Raw genomic sequence first — 26,398 nt, forward strand, 5'->3', positions numbered from 1 at the left:
TTAAGGTTTGATAATTAATACCGATGGTACATCAATCAACCAATCGTTGTTTGTTCCCAAAATTGTTTTCCAACTTTCTAAACTAATTAGCATTAAATCCTGTTGGTTTAAAAATGTGACATTAATGCCTTTTTCGGTAATGACACTGATGTTATTAGGGTATTTTTGTAATAAAGAGACAATAGCGCTTTGAATTACAAAATTGTTTTTAGCAAAGCCATACATGTCTAAAACAGTGACTTTGGAGTTGTTATTAAAGATTAATTTTTGAACATAATCAATCAAAACAGAGTCATCTGATTTTAAAATTGGCACAAAAACATGATTGGCATCCTGAAACTCATTGTCGATTAAGATTCCTAGAGGTTTCTTGGTTTTGGTTACAATCTGCCTAGTTCGTTCATCGAAAGGGGAGTTTTCAAACAAGCCTTCTTTTCCTTTAAACTTATCAATCAATCGATCCGGATTTATTATACGAGTTGTGAAACCAATTACTTTTCCTAAAAGCGTTCCTTCAAAAATTGATTTTCCTAAGCCTACTAAAAGCAAATCAAAATCACCTTGATTGGCGATATCTGCAATTTCAGTTTCGATATCGCTAGTTACCCTGAAAATAGGGTCTATCTCAAGTCCTAGTTGGTTGGATTCCTCAAAAATTGGTTCAAAGCTCTCTTTTTCAATTTCTTCCATGTTAAAGGAATGCAGTTCGTCACTTTGAGATAAATGCAAAGCCGTTAGAGAGGAAGTTGTTTTTTGTTTTTTGGTCAAATTATTGGCTAATCGCAATAATGATTTTCCTTTTTCGATGTTTCCAAAAGAAATCAAGACACGGTATTTGTCGCTATCTATTTCTTCTTCTAGTTCCGTTTCGCGGTTCTTTTTGAAAAGAAAATCAAGTAAATTCAATGCCGGACCTGTCATAAAAGTTGTGACCAATGCCATTATTACCATCATCGTAAATACCTCGGGAGTTAATACTTTTAGTTCCAAACCAATATTCAGAACAATTAATTCCATTAATCCTCGGGTGTTCATTAAGGCGCCAATGGTCAAGCTATCATGCCAATTTTGGCCTACAAATTTTGCTGCCAAAGCGCTTCCAAGAAACTTTCCAATCACTGCAACTACAATAATAGCAGCCGTGACTTTCCATAAATACGCATCATTGATTAAGCCTACTTGTGTATTTAATCCAGTATAAACAAAGAACAAAGGCAAGAGTAGAATAACAGATACATCTTCTACTTTTTCAATAAATATCAATCGGAATTTAGAAAGATCTGGCATAATGGAACCCATCATAAAGGCGCCGAACAAGGCGTGAATTCCAATCACTTCAGTAGCATATGAAGATAAGATTAACAACAAAAAGAAAATCGCCATCACAGGTTTTCCGATAGTCTCTTTCTCTGCGTATAAATCTCCAATGCGTTTTAAAAAAGGTTTAACGATATAAATCATCGCCAAAACATAGAGTAGTGCTAAGGAAATTACATATAACGAACCAACAAAGTCACCTGCTTTTACAATGGCAATTACCACAGCAAGTAAACACCAAGCAGTAATGTCATCGGCTGCTGCACAAGTAATTACAATAGCTCCCAATCGTGTTTTATGAATGCCACGTTCTTGAACAATACGGGCTAAAACAGGAAAAGCGGTAATACTCATAGCGATTCCCATGAATAAGCTAAAAGAAAGGAATTCGACACCTGCAGGCGCAAATTGATTGTAGACAAAATAAGACAGTCCAATCCCCATTGCAAATGGTATAACAATACTGGCATGGCTAATCACAATCGCTTCGCTAGCCTTATTCTTTAAAACTTTTATGTCTAATTCCATTCCAATGACAAACATGAAAAGGATTAATCCTATTTGGCTTAGAAATTTCAAATTCCCTAATGATTCCATTGGAAACAAAGCGGCCGAAAATTCGGGAAAATACATCCCCACTAAGGAGGGGCCCAGTACGATTCCAGCAATGATTTCACCAATAACGGTAGGCTGACCAATACGTTTAAATATCCAGCCAAAAAAACGAGCTGTCAAGATAATCATGACAATTTGAGCTAGCAATATAGCTAGTGGATCTTGGAAGTTATGCGCCATCGAATCAAGGAAGTCTTTCCATGAGTCATTTTCGTTAGATACAATCGCTATTTTTTCCTTAGCTTCAAGTAATTTTCCTTTGTTTAATATCCAATATATCAAAGCGGTAAAACCGCCAGTGACACCTATATAGAACAAGGTGTTTTTATAATTTTTCAACTCCATGATACCTAAATATTAGTATTTAAATCCACCACAAAGATGCTAAATTCTCCAATATGTTTTACATGCCTAAAATTTTCTTTTTTAGTTCTCGAAAACCTCTGTAAAACCCTAAATTTGATTTAAAATTTAGGTGTAAATTACGCTTTCGGGGTGGTTTTCACTACATTTGCACCCATTTTAAACATTATATGAAAAAATTATTTAAAGTAGGGTTTTGGGAATTTATCGCTAGAATTGTACTTAAAAACAGACTTGCCATACTTGGTTTCATCATAGTCATCACCGTTTTCTTGGCTTTGCAATGGAAAAACATTCAGTTTTCATTCAGTGAAGCTAACTTACTTCCTGATGATAATAGTATTAACAATGAATACAATGCTTTTTTAGATAAATTTGGTGAAGAAGGAAATCTGATTGTTGTAGGGGTCAAAGACGATGCGTTTTTTACTCCCAAAGCATTTGCTGCTTGGAACAAATTGATGACTGATATCAAGAATCATAAAGAAATTGATTTGGTCGTATCCATCAATGATTTGAAGCAACTCAAAAAAAATGATTCTCTTCAAACTTTTGAGATGGTTCCTTTTGTGGATGTCAAAAAAACAAATTCTACCGCTTATTTGAATACCATCAAAAAAGACTTGTTTGAAAACATGCCTTTTTATGAGGGACTGTTATTCAACAAAAATAATGGTACCCTTCGTTCTGCGATATATATGGACAAGGAAATTGTGAATACCGCAGCTCGAAAAACCTATATTGTAAATGATTTTATTCCAAAAATTGAAGCTTTCGAAAAAGAAACAGGCATTGATTTGCGGGTTTCGGGTATGCCTTATATCCGTACGCTAAATGCACTTAGTATTCTGGATGAAATAAGTTTGTTCATTGGTGTATCCCTTTTGATTACTTCGATGATATTCTTTTTCTTCTTCCGTTCATTTAGAGCCACTTTAATTGCGATACTAATAGTCATAGTAGGTGTGATGTGGACTTTTGGATTGCTTGGATTGTTTCATTATCAAATTACAGTTCTTACCGCATTAGTGCCAACATTAGTAATTGTTATTGGGATTCCCAACTGTATTTTTCTCACCAACAAATACCAACAAGAATATGTCGCTCACGGAAACAAAGCGCGTTCTTTGCAACGTGTAATTACCAAAGTAGGTACAGCGACCTTAATGACTAACTTGACCACAGCAGCTGGTTTTGCAACCTTTATCATCACTAATAGTGAATTGCTGAAAGAATTTGGAATTATTTCTTCGTTGAGTATTATGGCCTTGTTCTTTTTGTGCCTGATTACCATTCCAATTTATTATAGCTATCAACCAGTTCCTAAGGATAAGCATTTAGAACATTTAAGTCGTAATTATACCAAAGTTTTCATTCAATGGATTGAAAAAATGGTAAAATACAACCGTCGATATGTGTATGCTGTTGCGGTTGTTTTATTTATCATTAGTTCATTTGGAGCACTAAAAATTAAAACATCAGGGAGTTTGATTGAAGACATGCCTCAAAACACGAGTTTTTTCAAAGATATTTTGTTTTTCGAAGAGGAATTCAATGGTGTAATGCCGCTTGAAATTACTATTGATACCAAAAGGAAAAAAGGAGTGATGAAAGCTTCGACTCTTCGAAAGATGGATGAATTGCAAAAAACGATTGAGGAGATTCCAGAATTATCAAAGCCTATTTCTATTTTAAATTTGGTCAAATATTCAAAACAAGCTTACTATAATGGTAATCCTGACTATTATGAATTGCCTTCTTCACAGGAGCAAAGTTTTATTTTGAGCTACGCCAAAAACGCGACCAAAGACACCAAAAACAATATCATGAAAAGTTATGTGGACAGCACGGGACAAACGGCTAGAATCACCACTTTTATGAAAGATATTGGAACAGGAAATATGGCTAAAATTGAAGAAAAGCTTCTGGCTAAAACCAATGAGATTTTCCCTAAAGACCGTTATGATGTAGTGATGACAGGTAAAGCTTTGGTTTTTGAAAAAGGAACAAAATACCTATTGGAGAATTTATTAATGTCTTTGCTTTTTGCTATTTTCTTGATTTGCTTACTGATGGTTTTCATGTTCCGTTCATTCAAGATGGTAATAGTGTCGGTAATTCCAAATTTATTACCGCTGGTGATTACCGCAGGATTAATGGGGTATTTTGGAATTCCGTTGAAGCCTTCAACGATATTGGTTTTTAGTATTGCCTTTGGATTATCGGTTGATGATACGATTCACTTTTTGGCTCAATACCGCCAAGAACTTACTAATAACAAATGGAAGATTAAAAAATCTGTTTTCGCAACCATTCGAGAAGCGGGTGTGAGTATGTTCTATACTTCGGTAGTGCTTTTTGCGGGTTTCTCTGTTTTTCTATTGTCCGAATTTGGAGGTACTGTGGCCTTGGGAGGTTTAATTGCGATGACCTTAGGTTTTGGAATGTTGTCCAACTTAATGCTATTGCCTTGTTTGGTTTTAACGTTAAATAAAACCTTGGCTAATGAACAAGAATTCAAAGAACCTACGATTGATGTTTTGAGTACTATTGAAGATAAATAAAATACAAAATGGTTATGATTTATATGCTAAGCCCGTCGTTGCAACGGGCTTAATCATGCAAAATAACCAGCTTTTATTATGTTTCGCTTTTAAATAAGTATCTTTGCGCTTTGATTTCGTTCAAATCTTGCAGTAAACTCAATAAGTGAAATTCTATCATTTGAACATCTTCAAGGCATGCTAATGATTTCAAAAGTGGAGTCCAGCAACCACTCAAAAAACGGGGCAAAATCGAAAAGCCTAACTAATAGAAAATAAAAATCTAATTAATATGGAAATAGACCAGCAAGTAACTGTTGTAAACAAATATTTTGATAAAATAACCGACTTTGGTTTTGAATACGCTCCTAAATTAATAGGGGGAATTATAGTATTGGTAATTGGATTATGGGTTACAAGAATAGTCACTAAAGCCGTTGGGAAATCATTAGAGAAATCTAAAATGGATCAATCTCTGGTTCCGTTTTTAACAAGCATAACAAATATTGTCTTAAAAGCATTAGTAGCCATCACTGTCATGGGAATGATTGGTATACAAATGACCTCGTTTGTAGCTATCATTGGTGCGGCTGGTTTGGCTGTAGGTATGGCGTTATCTGGAACACTTCAGAATTTTGCTGGTGGAGTTATTATTTTAATTCTTAAACCATTCAAAATTGGAGATTTTATAGAAGCACAAGGGTATGTAGGAACCGTAAAAGAGATTAGCATTTTTGCCACCATGTTAAATACCTCTGATAAAAAATTAGTGATTATCCCTAATGGACCTCTTTCGACAGGTGCCTTGACAAACTTTTCTGCTGAACCTACCCGAAGAGTCGACTGGACATTTGGAATTGCTTATGGCGATGATGTAGAAAATTTTAAAAGAGCTATCAATGATTTTATTGCTGATGATGCACGAATTTTAAAAGAGCCTGCGCCTTTCATTGGTCTTTCGGAACTTGCTGATAGTTCTGTAAATTTTACAGTGAGAGTTTGGGTTGATGGTCCTGATTATTGGGGAGTATTCTTTGATATGAATGAAAAAGTATATACTAAGTTTGCTGATTACAACTTAAATATCCCATTTCCACAAATGGATGTTCACGTTCAAAACAACAGCTAAAATTTCAATTATTACAATAGCGGTTCCATAAAAAAAGGCTGTTTTTTTTTCGAATCACAAAAAGAATTCTAGCTATATAAACAATTAGATAATAGTTTTCAATAGGCTAGTCAATTGCGAAATAAATTCCTTATTTTTATTAATGACCAAAATTAAATCAACCTAATAAAGAAGATTTAAAAAAGGGTTTTATAACATAAATACCACTTAACTAGTACGTAAAAAATATGGCTCATACAATGTCTGAAACAGATAAATTAGCTGTTGCTAACAATTACAAAAATTGGAAAAAATGGGGCCCATATTTGGCCGAAAGACAATGGGGAACTGTCCGTGAAGATTATAGCAACGACGGTAATGCATGGGAATTTATCAACCATGATAAAGCCCGTAGTAATGCATATCGATGGGGTGAAGAAGGGATTGGTGGTTTTTGCGACTCCCGTGAAATTTTGTGCTTGGCACCCGCTTTTTGGAACGGAAAAGATCCGATTATAAAAGAACGTTTATTTGGGCTTACCAATAACCAAGGAAATCACGGAGAAGATGTTAAGGAACTTTATTTTCATCAGATTTCAACGCCAACGCATTCCTATAATAAATATCTATATAAATATCCTCAGAATGAATTTCCTTATGAGGAAATAATACAAAACAATATTCGCGGTCGTGAAGATGCAGAGTTTGAACTTCTGGATACTGATAGCTTTAAAGATAATGCTTATTTTGATTGTTTTATCGAATATGCAAAAGCTGATATTGATGATATCTTGATGAAAGTGACGGTGGTCAATAGAGGAAAAGACACGGCAGAGATACATGTATTGCCGCATCTTTGGTTCCGTAATTTCTGGAAACACAACAACAGGCATCCGAGACCGAATATGCATTCGGTTTCTGAAAATACAATACTTTCTAGAAGTACCCGAAACGGCGATTATTATTTGTACCATAACAAGGGCGAACAACTTTTCTGCGAAAACGAAACCAATAACGAACGTATTTATCACGCTCCTAATGAATACGAATACGTCAAAGACGGAATTAACAATCACGTTATAAATGGAGATGCAACTGTAAATCCCGAAAAACTGGGGACCAAAGCAGCTATTTGGCATAAATTAGAACTAAAAGCAGGGGAAGAAAAGAGCATCAAAATACGTTTGAGCAATGTTGCTTTAGAAAATCCTTGGACTGATTTTGACAATCTATTTGAAGCAAGAAAAAAAGAATGCGAAACCTTTTATGATGGTGTCATAAGCAAAGACATTCCTAAGGAGCACCAAGCCATTGCAAAAAGCGCTTTCTCAGGTTTGTTGTGGACCAAGCAGTTTTATTACTACAACATACACAAATGGATTTTTGGAGGAACGGACGAAGATCCTACTCATAGAAGTAAGGACTCCCGTAATTATAGCTGGCAACACCTTAATAACCGCCATATTATTTCGATGCCCGACAAATGGGAATATCCTTGGTATGCCGCTTGGGATTTGGCTTTTCACATGGCCTCTTTTGTCGAAATCGATCCTTGTTTTGCCAAACAACAACTGTTGCTAGTCCTACAAGAAAGTTATATGCACCCTAATGGCCAAATTCCAGCTTACGAATGGAATTTTAGCGATGTGAATCCTCCTGTTCACTCTTGGGCTGTTTGGACGGTTTATGACAAAGACAAAGAACGCACAGGAAAAGCAGATACAGCATTTCTTGAAAAAGCCTTTCAAAAACTCTTGATCAACTTTACTTGGTGGGTAAACCAAAAAGATACCAGTGGTACTGATTTGTTTGAAGGCGGATTTTTGGGTCTGGATAACATTGGGGTTTTTGATAGAAACCACATGCCTGAGGGAATCAAAAAAATGCAACAAGCTGATGCTACGAGCTGGATGGCGATGTTCTCTTTGAATATGTTGCGCATGTCGCTAGAATTAGCCAAAACTAACAAAATATACGAAGAAGTATCGGCTAAGTTTTTCCGTCATTTCTTGAACATTGCTTGGGCGATGCACCATATTGGTAAAAAAGATATTTCGCTTTGGGATGATGAAGACAATTTCTACTATGATGTAGTCGAAATGGCTGATGGCAGTGCAGAACGTTTGAGAGTACGCTCATTAGTGGGAGTTATTCCATTGTTTGCAGTCGAAATCATGAATAAAAACCTATTCGAAGAATTAAAAGACTTCCGAAGACGTGCTAACGAAATCATCAGAACCCGCCCAGATTTGGCTTCCTTAATTTCGAACTTAGAAAGCGCAAATGAAGAGGGGAATTATCTATTTTCTATCATGCGTGGATTTAGGTTGGAACACCTTCTAGTGCGTTTATTGGACGAAAAAGAGTTCCTTTCAGATTATGGAATCCGTTCACTGTCAAAATACCATGAGGAAAATCCTTTTATATTTGGAAACGAAGGGCATCACCGCATTCAGTACGAACCAGGCGAAAGCCGTTCGAATATGTTTGGTGGTAACTCTAACTGGCGTGGTCCTATCTGGATGCCACTGAATTATATGATTATTACGTCTTTGCGTAAATACTATACCTTCTACGGCCCAACCTACGTTTATGAATTCCCAACCGGTTCAGGTGTAAAAATGAACCTAAAGGAAATCGCTAACGAATTGACGAAACGCTTAATCAAGCTTTTCGAACGTAATTCAGAGGGTAAATTCCAATACCATTCGGATGACCTAGAAAACCATTTCGCCAAAGACGAACATTTCAGAAACGAGCATATGTTCTATGAGTTCTTTGATGGTGATACGGGTAAAGGACTTGGCGCTTCCCACCAAACAGGATGGACAGCCCTTATAGCCAACTTAATCCTAGACCTAGAGAAGAATTAAAGATTTAAGCATAAAATTCACAATCCCGTTTGCCTTGGTAAACGGGATTTTTTTGTTTTAGGCGCAGAAGATTTGGCATTTTCAGGAATGATTGTTCCTGCTTTCGGCTGTATCTCTCCGTTTCACTACGAGGATGCCGCCTCAATCAGGGCTAGTGAGAAAATTCTGTTTTTGTTTGGATGTTTTTTATATATTTGGAGAAATATTAATGCGCTTCATTATAGCGAGAATCTACCCAAAATCAGGTGAATTGTCGCTACTTTGTAGCGAGTATATACAAGTTGTAGCCAATACTAAAAAAACTGTATGAAATTAGAAACTATAAAAATCAAAAACTTTAGAGGTTATCAATCTGAAACTATAATTCCAGTTTCTAACTTGACAGCATTTATTGGAAAAAACGATGCCGGCAAATCTACAATTCTGGAAGCTCTAGAAATATTTTTCAATAATTCACTAGTTTCCTGTGAAAGAGAAGATTTAAATGTTAATGCCGATAACAATCAAATTGAAATATCTTGTGTATTTTCAGGCTTCCCAGATGATTTAATAATTGATGCAGCAAATCCTACAAGTCTTGCTGCTGAATACTTACTAAATTCGGAAAATAGGCTTGAAATTAAAAAGGTATTTCCAGCCACAGCTGCGAAACCAAAAGAGAAAGTATACATAATTTGTAATCACCCAACAATTGAAAATGGAAATGATTTATTAACTCTTAAAAAAACTGAACTAAAACAAAGAGCTACTCAAACCTTAAATATTCCATCGGAAAATTTTAATGGAAATATAAATTCATCAATTCGCCTTGCTATTTGGAACTCATTCGAGAATCTCGAACTACAAGAAACAGAATTGCTAGTTGATAAAGAAGATACCAAAAAAGTCTTTGACACTTTAAAATCTTATTTACCGTTATACGCTCTTTTTCAATCAGACAGACAAAGTAAAGATGATGATAAAGAAGTAACTGACCCGATGAAAATTGCTGTTCAACAAGCTTTATCTGAATTAACAGCAGAACTTGAATATATAAAAGAACAGGTTAGAAATAAAGCTATCGATACAGCAAATAGAACATTAGAAAAACTTAGAGAAATGTCTCCTGAGTTAGCAAATGCACTAATTCCCGAATTTAAAACCGAACCAAAATTTGATTCGCAATTTAAATTAACTATAAAATCTGAAGAAGACATACCAATTAACAAGCGAGGTAGCGGAATTCGTCGACTAATTCTACTAAACTTCTTTAGAGCGGAAGCTGAAAGATTGAGAGCTCAAAATCAAGGTAATCAAATAATTTTTGCCTTTGAAGAGCCTGAAACCTCTCAACATCCTGACCATCAAGAAATGCTTATTGAAGCATTTAAAGAATTATCAAATACAGGTAATTCTCAAATAATCTTAACAACACATACTCCTGCCCTAGCTGGCTTAATTCCACTGAATAGTTTGCGTTTTATTCAAAAGAATGGAAATGATAGAACTGTGGAGTTGGGGACTGAAGATGTATTTATAAAAGTTGCTGATACATTAGGCATTTTAGCTGACCCTATTTCTAAAAATGCAAATGCAATTTTGTTAGTAGAAGGTAAAAGTGATGTTGCATTTGTAAACCATACAGCTACTCAACTTAAAAGTGGAGGTCACATTACACATACATTTGAAGATAAAAGAATAGCAATAGTTCCTATTGGAGGTTGTGGTAATTTAAAACATTGGACAACACTTCGTCTTATCGAACAATTTGCAATTCCTTATGGTGTTATATTGGATTCTGATAAAGGCACAAATGAAGAACAAGCCAACGTTAACACAATCCAAGAATTAAAAGATAAGGGAGTAAAAGCATATCTAACATTAAAGCGTGAACCTGAAAATTATATACATCTTGATGTTCTTAATTTACCAGCTGGAAGTACCTTTACTTTTACCGATACTTGCGACGCCAAAGTATTAATAGCAGCTCAAAAAATATCTAGAAAACAAAATGTACTTGAAGACTATTGGACTCTTATGACAGTAAACCAAATAAGAGAAGTTGAAAAGTATAACGATAATGGTGTTGAAAAACATGAATTTACAGAAATGTTCACTGACCTATTAAGTATTGTGTAGAAAAGTACTGGCTACAACAGCCGTTTGGCAAGATTGCTAATTTTGTGGTAGATTCACGTTCACGTTTCGCAAGAAATTTTATCTTTAACAGAAAATATAAGGTTACGAATTTCGCAACCTCGCCAAGCGACATAACGTCAGGCTGTGAAAAAACCTCTATTTTCTCCAAAAATCCATAAATTATACAGTACTACAACCCCAATAAAGCCTTTTTAAGAAGGCTCTTTTTTTTAGGCTGTAAATTTCAGTTGATAAAAATTGGAGGCTGTATTTAACTTTAAATAAGTCGTTTTTAGTAAAAACAAGGTTTTTGCCTTGTAAGGTGACTTCCAGTTCTTGATTTTATCAATCAAATCGGGAACGCCAAGAATATTTATCGTGCGTTTGATGTTATAGACAAGCATAATTAGACTATGTTCGCCATTTACTTTTTCCAGTCCCGTTAAATTGGTGTGGTTATACCCCCATTGTCTCTTAATAGTCCCGAAGATATGCTCGTTAATCTCCTGCCTAGTTCGGTACAGTTGTGGGTTTTCTTGATAACGCTGGTTGTTTTCTTCTACGGCATCGGCATATTCGCTTCGGTCTATTTCCCGTCCTCCCGCTCTACTGGTACAAAGGTGTTTTACGGGACAATCCTTGCAGGCTGGTGTTCGGTATTTCTTAAATAGGTAACCACTTTGTTCTGTTCGACCACTTTTTTTATGCCATCTTCCTGTTGTTTTTAAGGTTTCTCCTTGGGGACAGGTATACGTGTCATCTAATTTATTGTACTGAAATTGAGCCACTAAATAGTCTGGTTGGGTAACACTATCTTTAGCTCTTCCTGGGGTAGGATGTGCGACAATGGTGGTGATATTGTGGTTTTTACATTGAGTGATTTCTCTACCATTATGATAGCCTTTGTCAACCAAAGCGGTAAAGGTTTTTACTCCCAAATTTTCTTTTGCTTCAACAGCAATAGCTCCCAAAGCGTTGAGATCATTCCGATTGATAGTATGAGTGGCAACAACCAAGTTGTGTTTGCTATCTACCGCCGCTTGTATGTTGTAGCTTACTTCTACCACTACGCCTTGAACCAATAAGGCTCGAGCATCTTCATCGGTGGTACTTATCTGAGGCTCTCCACTAGCTTTTAGTTTTTCTTCTAGTAGCTCATAGCCTATTTTATTCTGCTTTAATCGTTCTATTTTATCTTGAATGTTAGCAATTGAAATCCCATTATCTTGCGAGTCGTTTTGGTCTAATTGCGCTAAATATTCTTGTGTTTTTTCTTCGATATAAGCCAAATGTCGTTCTATTTTCTTTTGGCTAAAATTAGCTTTCTTGCTATTGTGTGCTCTGCTTTTTGTGCCATCAATAGCGATGATTTCGCCTGCTATTAAATCGGTATCTTTAAGAAAGGAAACAAAGAGTTTGAAGAGTTTTCGCAATCCTGATGGATTCTGTTTTCTAAAATCCGAAATACTGTGGTAATTCGGCATAAGACCACACAAAAGCCATTGCAATTCGATGTTTCTTACACATTCTTTTTCGAGTTTTCGTGAACTTCTAAGCCCGTTCAAATAGCCATATAAATAGATTTTAAGGAAGATTTTAGTATCAAAGCTGGGGCGACCCTCGACTTTCAGAGTCTGAACAGTAAAACCCAAAGATTCCATATCTAATGCCTCCACAAAAGCATCTACAAAACGAACGGGATTATTGGGTAAAATAGTGTCTTCGAAACTAGAAAACACCATTTGGTTACGAGGAATTCCTGTGATATGTTGCATATTTAAACATACAACTTTTCTTGCTAACAATAAAATTATTTACTTATATTTGATGGAAATAAATGTTAGTTTTTTCACAGACTGACGTTACATGCAACTTTAAACTAAATAACTAAATATGAAAAAGACAGTATTTTTATTCTTATGTTTTGCTTTGACAACAATATTAGCAAGTGCCCAAGAAGGTCCTAGTCGTGAGCCTGCTGGAGCAGGTCGAGCTCCTGCTGGAGCTAAAAGTGGTCGAGAAGGTGGTGGTGGAAACGCTGATAGAAATGGCAAAGATAGCAAAGTGAAAGACGGAAAGAACAATGTTTCTCCAACAGCTAAAGAAACGGCTAAAACAATTAAGGATGCAAATTCAATTGATGGCAAAGGAAAGAACATGACCGAGGCACAGCGTAATGAAGCAGCAAGACAACTAAGTGATGCAAGTACGAAAGCTGCAGCAGATGGAAAAAGAGCCGACGCAAAATTTTACGAAAAAGAAAGAGATAAAGTCCGAGGAAAAAAGAACTAAATAGTAGTAAAGCTGCATGTAACAGCCGTTTGGCAAGATTGGGGTTTTAGGATTAATGGAAAGTTGGTTTTGTATTTGCAAATTTTGTGTTTAACCGAAAAATTACGCATCTTTAATCCCCAGCTGGCGCAAGCATAGATAAATATAAAGGCTAGTGCGAGTTTCTAACTCGTACCCGCAAAGATTAGCAAATACGCTACATAAAATATTTCCAATCTTTGTCACGCTCTAAGCGTCTCATACAAAGCGCATACAAAGCCTTAGATTCCTACGAAATGACAAACTGTGTGGATTAGACATGGCCATCAATTGTGGACGGATTAAAATCCATCCCTACAATATGAGCCGAGCCTACGGCTCTTGTACATGTCCGTAAAAAAGAATTGAATTTCTATCCCCGATTTACATGGGAAAGTTCCGTAGGAACGACATATCTTGTAGCCCCAGCTGGCGCAAGTATAGATTAATATAAAAGGCTAGTGCGAGTTTCTAACTCGTACCCATAAAGATTGGCAATTACGCTACATAAAATATTTCCAATCTTTGTCACGCTCTAAGCGTCTCATACAAAGCGCATACAAAGCCTGAGATTCCTTCGAAATGACAAACTGTGTGGATTAGACATGGCCATCAATTGTGGATGGATTAAAATCCATCCCTACAATATGAGCCGAGCCTACGGCTCTTGTACATGTCCGTAAAAAAGAATTGAATTTCTATCCCCGATTTAAATGGGAAAGTTCCGTAGGAACGACATATCTTATAGCCCCGAAATTTATTTCGGGGGAAATAATATTGATATGTATTATAAAGTCCCGTAGGGACGACATATAAATCGTCTGTACAACATTCATCCATTAATAACCTTCGTGACGCTCTGTGTTTTCTTAGTGTGCCTTTGTGAAATACTCAGCTGACGCAAGCATAGATAAATATAAGAGGCTAGTGCGAGTTTCTAACTCGTACCCACAAAGATTGGTAAATATTCTACTTAGATTATAACCAATCTTTGTCACGCTCTAAGCGTCTCATACAAAGCGCATACAAAGCCTTAGATTCCTACGAAATGACAAACTGTGTGGATTAGACATGGCCATCAATTGTGGACGGATTAAAATCCATCCCTACAATATGAGCCGAGCCTACGGCTCTTGTACATGTCCGTAAAAAAGAATTGAATTTCTATCCCCGATTTACATGGGAAAGTTCCGTAGGAACGACATATTTTGTAGCCCCGAAATTTATTTCGGGGAAAATGATATTGATATGTATTATAAAGTCCCGTAGGGACGACATATAAATCGTCTGTACAACATTCATTGATTAAAAACCTTAGTGACGCTCTGTGTTTCCTTAGTGTGTCTTTGTGAAATACTCAGCTGACGCAAGCATAGATAAATATAAGAGGCTAGTGCGAGTTTCTAACTCGTACCCACAAAGATTGGCAAATACGCTATATAAAATATAACCAATCTTTGTCACGCTCTAAGCGTCTCATACAAAGCGCATACAAAGCCTTAGGTTCCTACGAAATGACAAACTGTGTGGATTAGACATGGCCATCAATTGTGGATGGATTAAAATCCATCCCTACAATATGAGCCGAGCCTACGGCTCTTGTACATGTCCGTAAAAAAGAATTGAATTTCTATCCCCGATTTAGATGGGAAAGTTCCGTAGGAACGACATATCTTATAGCCCCGAAATTTATTTCGGGGGAAATAATATTGATATGTATTATAAAGTCCCGTAGGGACGACATATAAATCGTCTGTACAACATTCATCCATTAATAACCTTCGTGACGCTCTGTGTTTTCTTAGTGTGCCTTTGTGAAATACTCAGCTGACACAAGCATAGATAAATATAAAGGCTAGTGTGAGTTTCTAACTCGTACCCGCCCGCCGCCACAAGGATGCCGCTCCTGTCAGGGGCAGTTAACTTAATTATCTTATGGTCAGTATTTTAACAACTTATTTGTTTTTAATTTCTTAAATTAGCTTGTTGTTTTTTATACTAAAATCAAATTCATTTCGTAGTTGTATATTATTAATGTCGTCTTGTAAAATGAAAAAGTATATTTTATACATATCGATTTTTATTTTTTTATTTTTTAACATAAAATGCTCGTCAGATAAAAACTTGGATTTACTTTCAGGTGATAATTTAGGCGAAAAGGTTGCAATTAAAGTTAAAGAGTATAAAACTAATTTGCCTTTGCCGGGGGTAAAGTTTAGTACTTATTATTGTAAGGGTTATGATCAGTATGTAGGTTGTATAAATGAAATATTGTTATCATCATGTGTAACCGATAGTAATGGTAGCTGTAACTGTAGTTTTCCTAAAAAGGCATTCGAAAAAGTCACTATAGAAAAGCCAATGTATTGGTCAAAACAATTAAACAATTACGGTGATTTTGAGTATATAATTCATCCTGAAGCATGGGTAAATGTTAATTTTAAAACAGATGCTGTATACCCAAGTTCAAGTACTTTTTTTATAATAATTAATGGGGAATTACAGTTTGTACGAGAATATATTCAAGCAATAAATAATTCAAATAAGGTATTTAGGTTATTTGGTAATGAAGAAAACAAGGTAGATTGGGTTTTGTATAAAACATTTAATAGCAATTCTGATATCCTTAATTCAGGAAGTTTTATTTTAAACCCAAAGAAATTTGAAAATTTAACATATACCTTAACTTATTAAATCTGTTAGCGTGAATTTATTATTCGTGCTAACAAAGATTATCAAATTCTGCACTTAGATTTTAGACTGTTTATGTCAGACTGTAAGCGTCTCAAACAAACCGCTCACTAATCCTGAGATTCCTAGGGAATAACAAACGTTGTGGATTAGACATGACCTTCAATTGTGGATGGATTAAAATCCATCCCTACAATAGGAGCCGAGCCCAAGGCTCTTGTACATGCCCGTAAAAAAGAATTGAATTTCTATCCCCGATTTACATGGTAAAGTTCCGTAGGAACGACATATCTTATAGCCCCGAAATTTATTTCGGGGGAAATAATATTGATATATATTATAAAGTCCCGTAGGGACGACATATAAATCGTCTGTAAAACATTCATCCATTTAAAACCTTCGTGACGCTCTGTGTTTCCTTAGTGTGTCTTTGTGAAATAATAAATCTTGAGAATAATTTTGTGATGATAAACGATGATTCCACAAATCCCTAGCCCAGATAGAAGCGGCATCCTTTTACTTTTTTTTCAAAAGTAAAAGATATAGCGGATAGCTGGAAATAGCTCCTAATTAACTTTATTGTGACAAAATCCTTTGAAAAAATGAATTATATTTGTGTCTGAGAAAGGAACTTATTTTAATCGTTATTGATACATAAATGAAGCATACAAAAGTTAAAGACTTGCTTGCCAGTACTACGACGCTGCAGGAAGTGAATGCAAAAGGATGGGTAAGAACTTTTAGAAACAATCAATTTATAGCTTTGAATGATGGTTCGACCATCAACAACATACAATGTGTGGTGGATTTTGAAAATACACCAGACGAAATATTAAAAAGAATAACGACGGGTGCTGCGGTTTCGGTTACGGGAACCTTGGTGCCGAGTAAAGGAGCTGGACAAAGTTTTGAGATTCAGGTAAGCAAACTTGACATCTTAGGGGATTCAGACCCAGAGAAATTTCCAATGCAACCAAAAAAACATTCGCTGGAATTTTTGCGTGAAAATGCGCATTTGAGAGTGCGTACGAATGCTTTTGGGGCGATTATGCGGGTGCGTTCGGTTTTGTCGTTTGCGGTACATAGTTACTTTCAGGAAAAAGGATTTGTATATGTGACTACGCCTATCATCACGGGAGCAGATGCCGAGGGTGCTGGAGAAATGTTTCAGGTAACCTCATTGCCCATAGACAATTTGCCGAAAAATGAAGAAGGTGAGATTGATTACAAAAAAGATTTTTTTGGTAAACACACTAACCTAACCGTTTCAGGACAGCTAGAAGGCGAGACTTTTGCGATGGCATTGGGACAGATTTATACTTTTGGCCCAACGTTTAGAGCTGAGAATTCGAATACTTCTCGTCATTTGGCGGAATTCTGGATGATTGAGCCCGAGGTGGCTTTCAACGATTTGGATGCCAATATGGACTTGGCGGAAGATTTTATTCAGTACGTGATTAAATACGCGATGGACAAATGTCCAGAGGATTTAAAGTTCTTAGAATCCCGTTTGTTGGACGAAGAAAAATCGAAACCACAGGCGGAAAGAAGCGAAATGACGCTGTTAGAGAAATTGAATTTTGTTTTGGAAAACAATTTCAAACGCGTATCTTACACAGAGGCGATCGATATTTTGAGGGATTCGACACCTAATAAAAAGAAAAAATTTAATTACATCATCAATGAATGGGGTGCCGATTTACAATCAGAGCACGAACGTTATTTGGTGGAAAAACATTTTAAATGCCCAGTAATCTTGTTTGATTACCCAGCGAATATCAAAGCGTTTTACATGCGCTTGAACGACAATACAGAGCCAGGAAAAGAAACCGTTCGCGCTATGGATATTCTTTTTCCTGGCATTGGAGAAATCGTAGGAGGTTCACAAAGAGAAGAACGTTTGGATGTATTGGTCGAAAAAATGAAAGCCATTGGTATCGACGAAAAAGAATTATCATGGTACTTAGACACCAGACGTTTTGGTAGTGCGGTGCACTCTGGTTTTGGTCTTGGTTTCGAGCGATTGGTGTTGTTTGTAACGGGTATGACGAATATCCGTGACGTGATTCCTTTCCCGAGAACGCCTGGGAATGCAGAATTCTAAAATTTTGTTTCAGGTTTAAAGTTTCAAGTTGTTGACCGTTCTGCAACTTGAAACTTGAAACCTTAAACTTTTAAACAATAAAAATGCTAAAGCAATTCTTAAATTTAAAATTATCACAGAAATTATCTCCACAGCAAATCCAGCTGATGAAGTTAATTCAATTGCCTACGCAAGCTTTCGAGCAACGTTTGTTAGAAGAAATGAATGAAAATCCCGCTTTGGAATCGGGAAATGATGAGGATGAAATCTATGAGAATGATGAATTTGAAAACGATGACTACGACGATTATGATGATGAATCAGATAGAATAGAAGCAGACGACATCAACATCGATGAGTATTTGAGTGACGATGATATACCTGATTATAAAACGCAGGCCAATAATTATAGCGATGACGATGATGATCGGGAGTCTCCTATTGTGGCTTCTGTAAGTTTTCATCAAGATTTAATCAATCAGCTTAATACCTTTATTCTAGACGATAACGAACGTGAGATTGCGGAATTCTTGGTGGGAAGCATTGATGATATGGGGTATATTCGCAGAAGTATTCCAGACATTGTAGACGATATGGCTTTTACCCAAGGTATTTATACCGACGAAGAAATGGTTGAAAAAATGCTCTATGTGATACACGAACTCGAACCATCAGGTGTGGGGGCTCGTGACTTACAAGAATGTTTGTTGTTGCAGCTGAAACATAAAACCCCAACGGAATATGTAGATTTAGCGATTGATATTATCGAAAATCAGTTTGATGCTTTTACCAAAAAACATTACGATAAACTGATTCAGAAATACAATGTGTCCAACGAACAGCTTAAAAAAGCTGTTCATGAAATCGAACGTTTGAATCCTAAACCAGGTGGTTCATTTACGGGAAATAATAAGGTGACTGAAAATGTGGTACCTGATTTTGCTATCCGAATTGTCGATGGTGAATTGGAATTAACGCTTAACGGCAGAAATGCACCTTCCCTTCATGTGTCCAAAGATTACCAAGACATGTTGCGTACTTATAAAGATTCTCGTGACAAATCGAATGACCAAAAAGATGCGGTGCAGTTTATCAAACAAAAATTAGATTCGGCCAAATGGTTTATTGATGCGATTAGACAGCGTCAAGAAACCTTGTTTGTGACGATGAATGCGATTATGCATTACCAAGAAGAGTATTTCTTAGATGGAGATGAAACCAAATTAAAACCGATGATTTTGAAAGATATCGCGGATTTAGTAGGATTGGACATCTCGACTATTTCCCGTGTGGCCAATAGTAAATATGTGGAAACACCTTATGGAACGAAGTTGATTAAGGAATTTTTCTCTGAAGCGATGAAAAACGACCAAGGAGAAGATGTTTCGACTTTAGAAATCAAAAAAATATTGCAAAATATCATCGAAGAAGAAGACAAGAAAAAACCCTATCCAGATGATCAACTAGCCGAATTACTCAAAGAAAAAGGCTATCCAATCGCTCGAAGAACCATTGCTAAATACAGAGAACAACTCGATATTCCTGTGGCGAGAATGAGAAAAAAGATTTAAGATTGCAGATTGAAGATTGCTGATCAACGATTTTTGATTTAGTCGTTAATTAATAAAATATTTGTACAAACAAAAGCCTTTCTGAGCCATCAGAAAGGGGTTTGTTAAATATAGACTCCTATTTCGTTTTGTCTCCCTCTCCTTTGGAGAGGGCCGGGGAGAGGACTTCCCGCACTGCATGATAATAAGCGGCCCTACTCAGTGGCTCGTATTCTTCGGTTTCGCCTAGCATAACAAGATTGTCGTTATCGTTTTTTCTAAAACTATAGTGTGCTAGATTTCCAGTTCGGGTGCAAACGGCGTGAACTTTGGTCACATATTCGGCAGTTGCCATTAGTGCAGGCATGGGGCCAAAAGGATTTCCTTTAAAATCCATGTCCAATCCAGCTACAATCACACGAATTCCTTGATTGGCCAAATCATTGCAGACTGTTACTATTTCGTCATCAAAAAATTGTGCTTCATCAATACCAATTACATCGCAACCTTGAGCTAATATGGCAATATTTGCGGCTGCAGGAACCGGCGTAGAACGAAATTCATTGGCATCATGAGAAATCACCATATGTTCGTGGTAACGCGTATCGATTGAAGGTTTAAAAATTTCGACTTTTTGTTTGGCAAATTGTGCTCTTTTGAGCCTTCGGATTAATTCTTCTGTTTTGCCCGAAAACATGGAACCACTAATCACTTCAATCCACCCAAATTGTTCTTTATGATTTACTGTATTTTCGAGAAACATTTTGTCTTTTTCTTACTTAAAAAATGAATAGTTTTTATTACTTTGTACTTTGATAAAAGCACATAATATTTTATACTTTTGTAGCATCTCAAAAGTAGAAAAATTTTATCAATTAAAGGGGTTTGGCATCATTAAAACGGGTAACTGTATTAAAAAAGTTAAACACGAATTACACAAATAAAAAAAGTGTTTAAATGAAATGACACTTATTTTTTATCCGCCTAAGGCAGATTCGTGAAATTTAAGAAATAATGTTTTTCATATAATCTGATGTAATCCGTGTTTAAAAAATATTTTAATCCGTTAAGCATAGATAAAACCAAGTCCTTTTTAGAGTACTAAAACACATACAAAATTCGCTATATATTATAATTCTACTGTTATGAAAAAAAGATTGGAAGCCGATTTAATCAGCATTGCACACAGAATACTTCAATTAAAGAATAAATCCGATGTCAACCAATTGTTTTTGGAAACCCAAAAATTATATGAGAAACTTGCCGTTTTGAGATTTGTGGAAGAACAGTATGGGGAAGCAAAACCAACTATTGGTCAGGCTGCAATTGTTGACGATATCGAAAAGTTTTATGATAACCAAGACAATCTTACACCTGAAGTAGCAGCTGTTTTAGAAGAAAACCTAATTGCTGAAATTCCTACTGAAGCACCAATACAAGAAGAAATTAATGTGGCGTCAGAAGAAACAGTTGAAGAAGTTCAAGCTACAGAAGAGCCTGCAGAAATAGTGGCAATGGATGAAAAAGTTGAAGAAGTTCAAGTTATAGAAGAGCCTATTGCAGAAATTGAGCCAACAGAAGTAATTACCGAAGAAGTTGTAGCAGAAGAAGTTGTAGCAGAAGAAGTAGAAGAAATCGTAGCGGAAGTTCCAGTAGCCGAAGAAACGATTGAGGAAGAAAAACCAGAAATAGTAAGTCCTCCAGCTTTTAAACCTGCCTTTGAATTAGAGGAAGAAATTGACGAGCCTAAAGTAGAAGAAATAGTAACTGCTAAAAAACCAGAAACAATTCAGATTTCTTTTGAAGATTTATTAGGGGCTGATTATAGCGAACCTCAATTTGTAAAAGTAGAGGATGTTCCTGCAGTGCCTAAAGAACCTGTTTTTGAACCAGTCAATACCTATAGTCGTTTTGAGGAATCAAACAATGACAATACTATAACAACTGAAAAAGTAGTAGAAAGAGCAACTCCTAAAATTGTTTCATTAAACGATAAATTTTCTAAAGGAATTGAAATCGATTTGAATGACCAAATTGCTTTTGTAAAACACCTTTTTGGTAATAGCCGTGAAGATTATAATCGTGTGTTGAGCCAACTAAATACCTTTGATAATTTCTATGAAACCAAAGCTTTCATTGACGAAATGGTAAAACCTGATTACAATGATTGGCAAGGTAAAGAAGACTACGAAGAGCGTTTTATGGAAATTATCGAGAAGAAATTTTTGTAAATTCCAGTAAAAATAATTTAAACACATAGAGACATAGGTTTTTGTAAAACTTAAAAAACGCTTTGCTTAACATAGTAATTCATAGAATTGTTGTTGAATACATTAGATTAGAAAATTAAATTGTAGTTATATATTTAGTTTTTAATAAGCTTCAAAGTAGAATAATTGTAGAGCTAATAGAATATTTCAAACAAAGTGTATGTTCTTTGGTAATGCTATGATTTTCTATCCTAAGCAGAGCGACTTTTCACAAGCAAAAACCTATGTCTCTATGTGTTTAAAAAATAGGCCACTATAAAAAATCTATTTTTTTAAAATTGTGGCTAATGATTATTAAAAACCAATGTTAGACTGACTATGTCAAAATTATATATCGTTCCTACGCCCATTGGCAATCTTGAAGACATGACTTTTAGAGCCATCCGAATTCTAAAAGAAGCCGACTTGATTCTAGCCGAAGATACGCGTACGAGCGGAAAACTCTTGAAACATTTTGAGATTAGTACCCATATGCATAGTCACCATATGCATAACGAACACAAAACCACCGAAAACATTATTGCCCGATTAAAAGCGGGTGAAACCATCGCTTTGATTTCGGATGCAGGAACACCAGCTATTTCCGACCCTGGTTTTTTACTCACGCGTGCTTGTATTGAAAACGGCATCGCGGTGGAATGTTTACCGGGTGCAACGGCCTTTGTGCCTGCCTTGGTCAACAGTGGTTTGCCTAATGATAAGTTTGTTTTTGAAGGTTTTTTACCTGAAAAAAAAGGGCGCCAAACTCGATACTTAGAACTTGCCGAAGAAACGAGAACCATGATTCTCTATGTGTCACCACATAAATTGGTTAAAACCTTGGCAGAATTTATTACCTATTTTGGTGAAGAACGTCCTATCTGTGTGTCGAGAGAATTATCTAAACTACATGAAGAAAATGTGCGAGGAACGGCTCGTGAAGTGCTAACACATTTTGAAAAAACAGCACCACGTGGCGAAATTGTTGTCGTTATTGGTGGCAAGCCCATTATAAAAGAACCGAAAAAAAGTAAATTCCAAAAAGACGAATAAATGACTAGTACGATGACCTTAGCAGCTTTCAGAGCTAAATTACAAGAAACGCCAAGCGAAATTGCTTTCGCTGAAACGATGGCAGTAATTGAAGAAAATTACAATTTTACGCCAACCGCTTTCAAAAACGGAGATACTTATAATGCAGCAGGAACTAATTCAGGTTCTTGTAAATTATTTGCTTTCGCCCAAATGCAACAGCTGACAAAAGAAGAAACATTAGCTTGTTTTGGGAGCTATTATTTTGAAGAAGTTTTGGGTGATCCAGAAGGAGACAGCCACCAAAATATCCGCAATTTTATGAAATACGGCTGGGACGGAATTGAATTTGAAGGGATTGCTTTAGATTTTAAATAATCTTTAAACCTGAAACTTTAAACAAAAAAAGCAATGCGTTGGACTTTAAAACCAAAACCTTCCGAAGATAAAATAAAACATTTGGCACAAGCCTTAAATGTGGAAGATTTTGTAGCCACTTTATTAGTGCAACGCGGGATTGAAACCTTTGAAGAAGCCAAAGCCTTTTTTCGTCCATCACTCGAGCATTTGCATGATCCGTACTTGATGAAGGATATGGACAAAGCGGTGCTACGAATAGAAAATGCTATTCAGAATAACGAAAATATCTTGGTTTTTGGGGATTATGATGTCGATGGTACAACGGCCGTTTCCTTAGTTTCGGCTTATTTAAAATCGCATTATTCCAATGTTGCCACTTATATTCCAGACCGTTATTTGGAGGGGTATGGCGTTTCATTCAAAGGAATTGATTATGCAGAGGACAATGGTTTTTCATTAATTATTGCGCTGGATTGTGGTATCAAATCGATTGAACATGTGGCATACGCCAAAGAAAAAAACATCGATTTTATTATTTGCGATCACCACCGCCCTGGCGATACTTTGCCAGAAGCAGTGGCTATTCTAGACCCAAAAAGAAGCGATTGCCATTATCCTTATGACGAATTGTGTGGTTGTGGTGTCGGTTTCAAACTAATCCAAGCTTTAGGTCAGAATAGAGACGAAACGATAGAGGATTTGATTCCGTATTTAGATTTGGTGGCTACCGCCATTGCGGCTGATATTGTTCCAATGACAGGAGAGAATAGAGTTTTGGCTCATTTTGGGCTAAAGGTTATCAATGAGAATCCTCGTCCCGGAATTAAAGCTTTGGTACACCAAGTAAAAAAACAAACCCTCGATATTACAGATGTTGTTTTTATAGTAGCACCCCGAATTAACGCAGCTGGTCGTATCAAACATGGGAATCATGCGGTCGAATTGTTAACGGAATTCGACTTTGAGCAAGCCCAACAATTTGCATCCGAAATTGAGCAATACAACTCTGATCGTAAAGGATTAGACCAACAAATCACTAAAGAAGCCTTAAGCCAAATCATCGAACAAAACGAAGAAGAAAGGTTCTCAACGGTTGTTTTCAAAGAAGATTGGCATAAAGGGGTTATCGGGATTGTGGCCTCTCGATTGATTGAGAATTATTACCGACCAACTTTGGTTTTTACTAAAAGTGGCGATAAATATGCCGCTTCGGCACGTTCTGTAAAAGGTTTTGATGTTTATAACGCACTCGAAGCTTGTTCGGAACATTTAGAGCAATTTGGAGGACATATGTATGCCGCAGGAATGACTTTGAAAGCTGAGAATTACAATCAATTCAAAAACGCCTTTGAGAAACAAGTACAAGAAACCATCCTTCCAGAGCAACGGATTCCAGAAATCGAAATCGATGCTGAAATCGACTTTAACCAAATTACACCCAAATTGATTCGGATTTTAAAACAATTTGAACCTTTTGGTCCACAAAATATGACTCCTGTTTTCTTGAGCAAGAACGTCAAGGATACTGGCTATGGCAAAACCATGGGGCAACAAGATGAACACATCAGGCTTTTTGTAAAGCAAAACAATAGTGAAGGCCTAGCTGCCATCGGATTTGGTTTAGGAAATAAAATGCCTATGGTTACAGACCAAAAACCATTTGAACTAGCCTATTGTATAGACGAAAACGAATGGAACGGAAAAATAACAACACAATTACGATTAAAAGATATTAGAGCATGAGTTTTGAAAAAATAAAAAAAGACCCTTACGAAGCCTTACGATACAAGGAATTCAACACCTTTTTATTAGTGCGCTTCGCGATGGTATTTGCTTGGTCCATGCAATTTATCGTAATCGAATGGCAGGTGTATAGTATTACCAAAGATCCTCTTTCATTAGGATTAATTGGGTTAATGGAAGTTATTCCTGCGGTTGCCTTAGCCTTATTTGCGGGGCATATTGTAGATCAAAAAGAAAAAAAAGGCATGCTCTTAAAATGTATTCTCGCCTTTTCAGTGGTTAGTTTTGGCTTGTTTTTATTGACTTGGCCAGCGGTAATTGCTGATTTTGAAACGCAAACCGTTCTTTACGGAATTTATTTTATGGTCTTTTTAGGCGGTTTGGTTCGTGCTTTTTTAGGGCCAACAATATTCTCTCTTTTATCGTTAATTGTTCCCAAAAAAGCCTATTCGAATGCCGCTACTTGGAGTAGTTCGGTTTGGCAAGTTGGTTCTGTGGTAGGGCCTGCTGCTGCTGGTTTTTCTATTCATTTAATTGGGGTACACTGGTCGATGTGTTCTGTTTTTATCTGTTCAGTTATTGCCTTGTTAGGTTTAACCCAGATAGAGAGAAAACCTATTTTGAATCCAAAAATTGGCGAACCGGTTATGCAGAGTTTGTCTGAGGGAATCAAATTTGTGTTTAATAACAAAACCGTTTTAGGAGCGATTACCTTAGATATGGTGGCTGTACTTTTTGGTGGAGCAGTGGCTTTATTGCCCGTATTTGCCCAAGATATTCTTAAAGTTGGGCCTGAGGGATTTGGTTTCCTTAGAGCCGCACCCGCAGTAGGTGCTTTTCTGACCATGTTAGTTACTGCTTATGTTCCATTAAACACCAATGCAGGGATTAAATTGCTAGCTGCTATCTTTGGTTTTGGTGTCTCAATAATTGTATTTGGACTTTCTACTATTTTTTGGGTGTCACTATTAGCCTTGTTTTTAAGTGGTGTATTCGATGGAATATCTGTAGTGATTCGTCAAACCATTTTATTTCTAAAAACGCCTGACCATATGCGTGGTCGAGTATCGGCAGTAAACTCGATGTTTGTGGGTTCTTCTAATGAATTAGGAGCCTTTGAAAGTGGTTTAACAGCGCGATTAATGGGAACCGTTACCGCTGTAGTTTTTGGAGGAAGTATGACTTTACTAGTTGTAATTTTGACAGGAACTTTATCGCCAACGTTTAGAAATCTAGATCTTAATAAAGATATCGAAGACGAAGAATAGATTATGTTCAAGGAGCAAAAAGATTCCGCTAATCAAGAAAGATTTGTCCTGCTGTCCGCTATATCTTGTGGCGGCATAAATCCCGCCGCCACAAGGATGCCGCTTCCATCAGGGCTATCCATTATGTTTATTGCTTTCAAGAAGAATTAGATACCGTCTCCATAAAAACGATAGT

At 36.4% G+C, this 26,398-nt stretch carries 16 protein-coding genes; 13 read left to right on the forward strand and 3 right to left on the reverse strand.

Going from position 1 to position 26,398, the window contains the following annotated elements:
* On the reverse strand, positions 1-2,271 hold the full coding sequence (locus SLW70_RS04520) for a cation:proton antiporter (protein WP_320891750.1): 2,271 nt from the start codon (positions 2,269-2,271) through the stop codon (positions 1-3).
* 194 nt (positions 2,272-2,465) lie between these two features.
* Between SLW70_RS04520 and SLW70_RS04525 the strand changes: the two genes are divergently transcribed.
* The 4 genes from SLW70_RS04525 to SLW70_RS04540 all read left to right on the forward strand — a co-directional run bounded on the left by SLW70_RS04525 (position 2,466) and on the right by SLW70_RS04540 (position 10,937).
* Positions 2,466-4,859: an efflux RND transporter permease subunit gene (locus SLW70_RS04525; RefSeq protein ID WP_320890842.1), complete on the forward strand. Its 2,394-nt coding sequence runs from the start codon at positions 2,466-2,468 to the stop codon at positions 4,857-4,859.
* Positions 4,860-5,130: 271 nt separating this feature from the next.
* Positions 5,131-5,967, forward strand: coding sequence for a mechanosensitive ion channel family protein (locus tag SLW70_RS04530; protein ID WP_320890843.1), 837 nt, complete (start codon positions 5,131-5,133; stop codon positions 5,965-5,967).
* Positions 5,968-6,194: 227 nt separating this feature from the next.
* Positions 6,195-8,819, forward strand: a complete 2,625-nt coding sequence (locus SLW70_RS04535; protein WP_320890845.1) for an MGH1-like glycoside hydrolase domain-containing protein — start codon at positions 6,195-6,197, stop codon at positions 8,817-8,819.
* Positions 8,820-9,125: 306 nt separating this feature from the next.
* The gene (locus SLW70_RS04540) at positions 9,126-10,937 is read left to right on the forward strand and encodes an AAA family ATPase (RefSeq protein ID WP_320890846.1); all 1,812 of its coding nucleotides are present in this window, start codon (positions 9,126-9,128) and stop codon (positions 10,935-10,937) included.
* Positions 10,938-11,167: 230 nt separating this feature from the next.
* Here the strand turns inward: SLW70_RS04540 and SLW70_RS04545 are convergent, their stop codons facing one another.
* Positions 11,168-12,712, reverse strand: coding sequence for an IS1182 family transposase (locus tag SLW70_RS04545; RefSeq protein ID WP_320888459.1), 1,545 nt, complete (start codon positions 12,710-12,712; stop codon positions 11,168-11,170).
* A 118-nt stretch (positions 12,713-12,830) separates the two neighbouring features.
* On the opposite strand from SLW70_RS04545, the gene SLW70_RS04550 reads away from it, so the two are divergent.
* The 4 genes from SLW70_RS04550 (at position 12,831) to rpoN (ending at position 19,592) form a co-directional block, all read left to right on the forward strand.
* The gene (locus tag SLW70_RS04550) at positions 12,831-13,229 is read left to right on the forward strand and encodes a hypothetical protein (RefSeq protein ID WP_320890847.1); all 399 of its coding nucleotides are present in this window, start codon (positions 12,831-12,833) and stop codon (positions 13,227-13,229) included.
* Positions 13,230-15,281: 2,052 nt separating this feature from the next.
* Positions 15,282-15,941 carry a hypothetical protein gene (locus SLW70_RS04555; RefSeq protein ID WP_320890849.1) on the forward strand — a complete coding sequence of 220 codons (660 nt, stop codon included), beginning with the start codon at positions 15,282-15,284 and terminating at the stop codon, positions 15,939-15,941.
* A gap of 655 nt (positions 15,942-16,596) precedes the next feature.
* Positions 16,597-18,042, forward strand: a complete 1,446-nt coding sequence (gene asnS / locus SLW70_RS04560; RefSeq protein ID WP_320890850.1) for an asparagine--tRNA ligase — start codon at positions 16,597-16,599, stop codon at positions 18,040-18,042.
* A gap of 83 nt (positions 18,043-18,125) precedes the next feature.
* Entirely contained in the window at positions 18,126-19,592 is a 1,467-nt protein-coding gene (gene rpoN, locus SLW70_RS04565; protein ID WP_320890851.1) for an RNA polymerase factor sigma-54, read from the forward strand.
* Positions 19,593-19,710: 118 nt separating this feature from the next.
* On the opposite strand, the gene SLW70_RS04570 is transcribed toward rpoN, so the two are convergent.
* Complete coding sequence (locus tag SLW70_RS04570) at positions 19,711-20,334, reverse strand: thymidine kinase (protein ID WP_320890852.1); 624 nt, start codon at positions 20,332-20,334, stop codon at positions 19,711-19,713.
* Positions 20,335-20,716: 382 nt separating this feature from the next.
* On the opposite strand from SLW70_RS04570, the gene SLW70_RS04575 reads away from it, so the two are divergent.
* The 5 genes from SLW70_RS04575 (at position 20,717) to SLW70_RS04595 (ending at position 26,223) form a co-directional block, all read left to right on the forward strand.
* A complete protein-coding gene (locus SLW70_RS04575) occupies positions 20,717-21,802 on the forward strand; it encodes a hypothetical protein (protein ID WP_320890854.1) in 1,086 nt (361 codons plus the stop codon).
* Between the two features lie 357 nt (positions 21,803-22,159).
* The gene (rsmI, locus tag SLW70_RS04580; protein WP_320890856.1) at positions 22,160-22,873 is read left to right on the forward strand and encodes a 16S rRNA (cytidine(1402)-2'-O)-methyltransferase; all 714 of its coding nucleotides are present in this window, start codon (positions 22,160-22,162) and stop codon (positions 22,871-22,873) included.
* Positions 22,874-22,885: 12 nt separating this feature from the next.
* Positions 22,886-23,230: a HopJ type III effector protein gene (locus tag SLW70_RS04585; protein WP_320891751.1), complete on the forward strand. Its 345-nt coding sequence runs from the start codon at positions 22,886-22,888 to the stop codon at positions 23,228-23,230.
* A gap of 33 nt (positions 23,231-23,263) precedes the next feature.
* Positions 23,264-24,955, forward strand: coding sequence for a single-stranded-DNA-specific exonuclease RecJ (gene recJ, locus SLW70_RS04590; protein ID WP_320890857.1), 1,692 nt, complete (start codon positions 23,264-23,266; stop codon positions 24,953-24,955).
* A complete protein-coding gene (locus SLW70_RS04595) occupies positions 24,952-26,223 on the forward strand; it encodes an MFS transporter (protein ID WP_320890858.1) in 1,272 nt (423 codons plus the stop codon). The genes recJ and SLW70_RS04595 overlap by 4 nt, the downstream gene beginning before the upstream one ends.
* Positions 26,224-26,398 lie beyond the last annotated feature (175 nt).

The organism is Flavobacterium sp. NG2 (assembly GCF_034119845.1).
In the GTDB taxonomy this organism is placed as follows: Bacteria; Bacteroidota; Bacteroidia; order Flavobacteriales; family Flavobacteriaceae; genus Flavobacterium.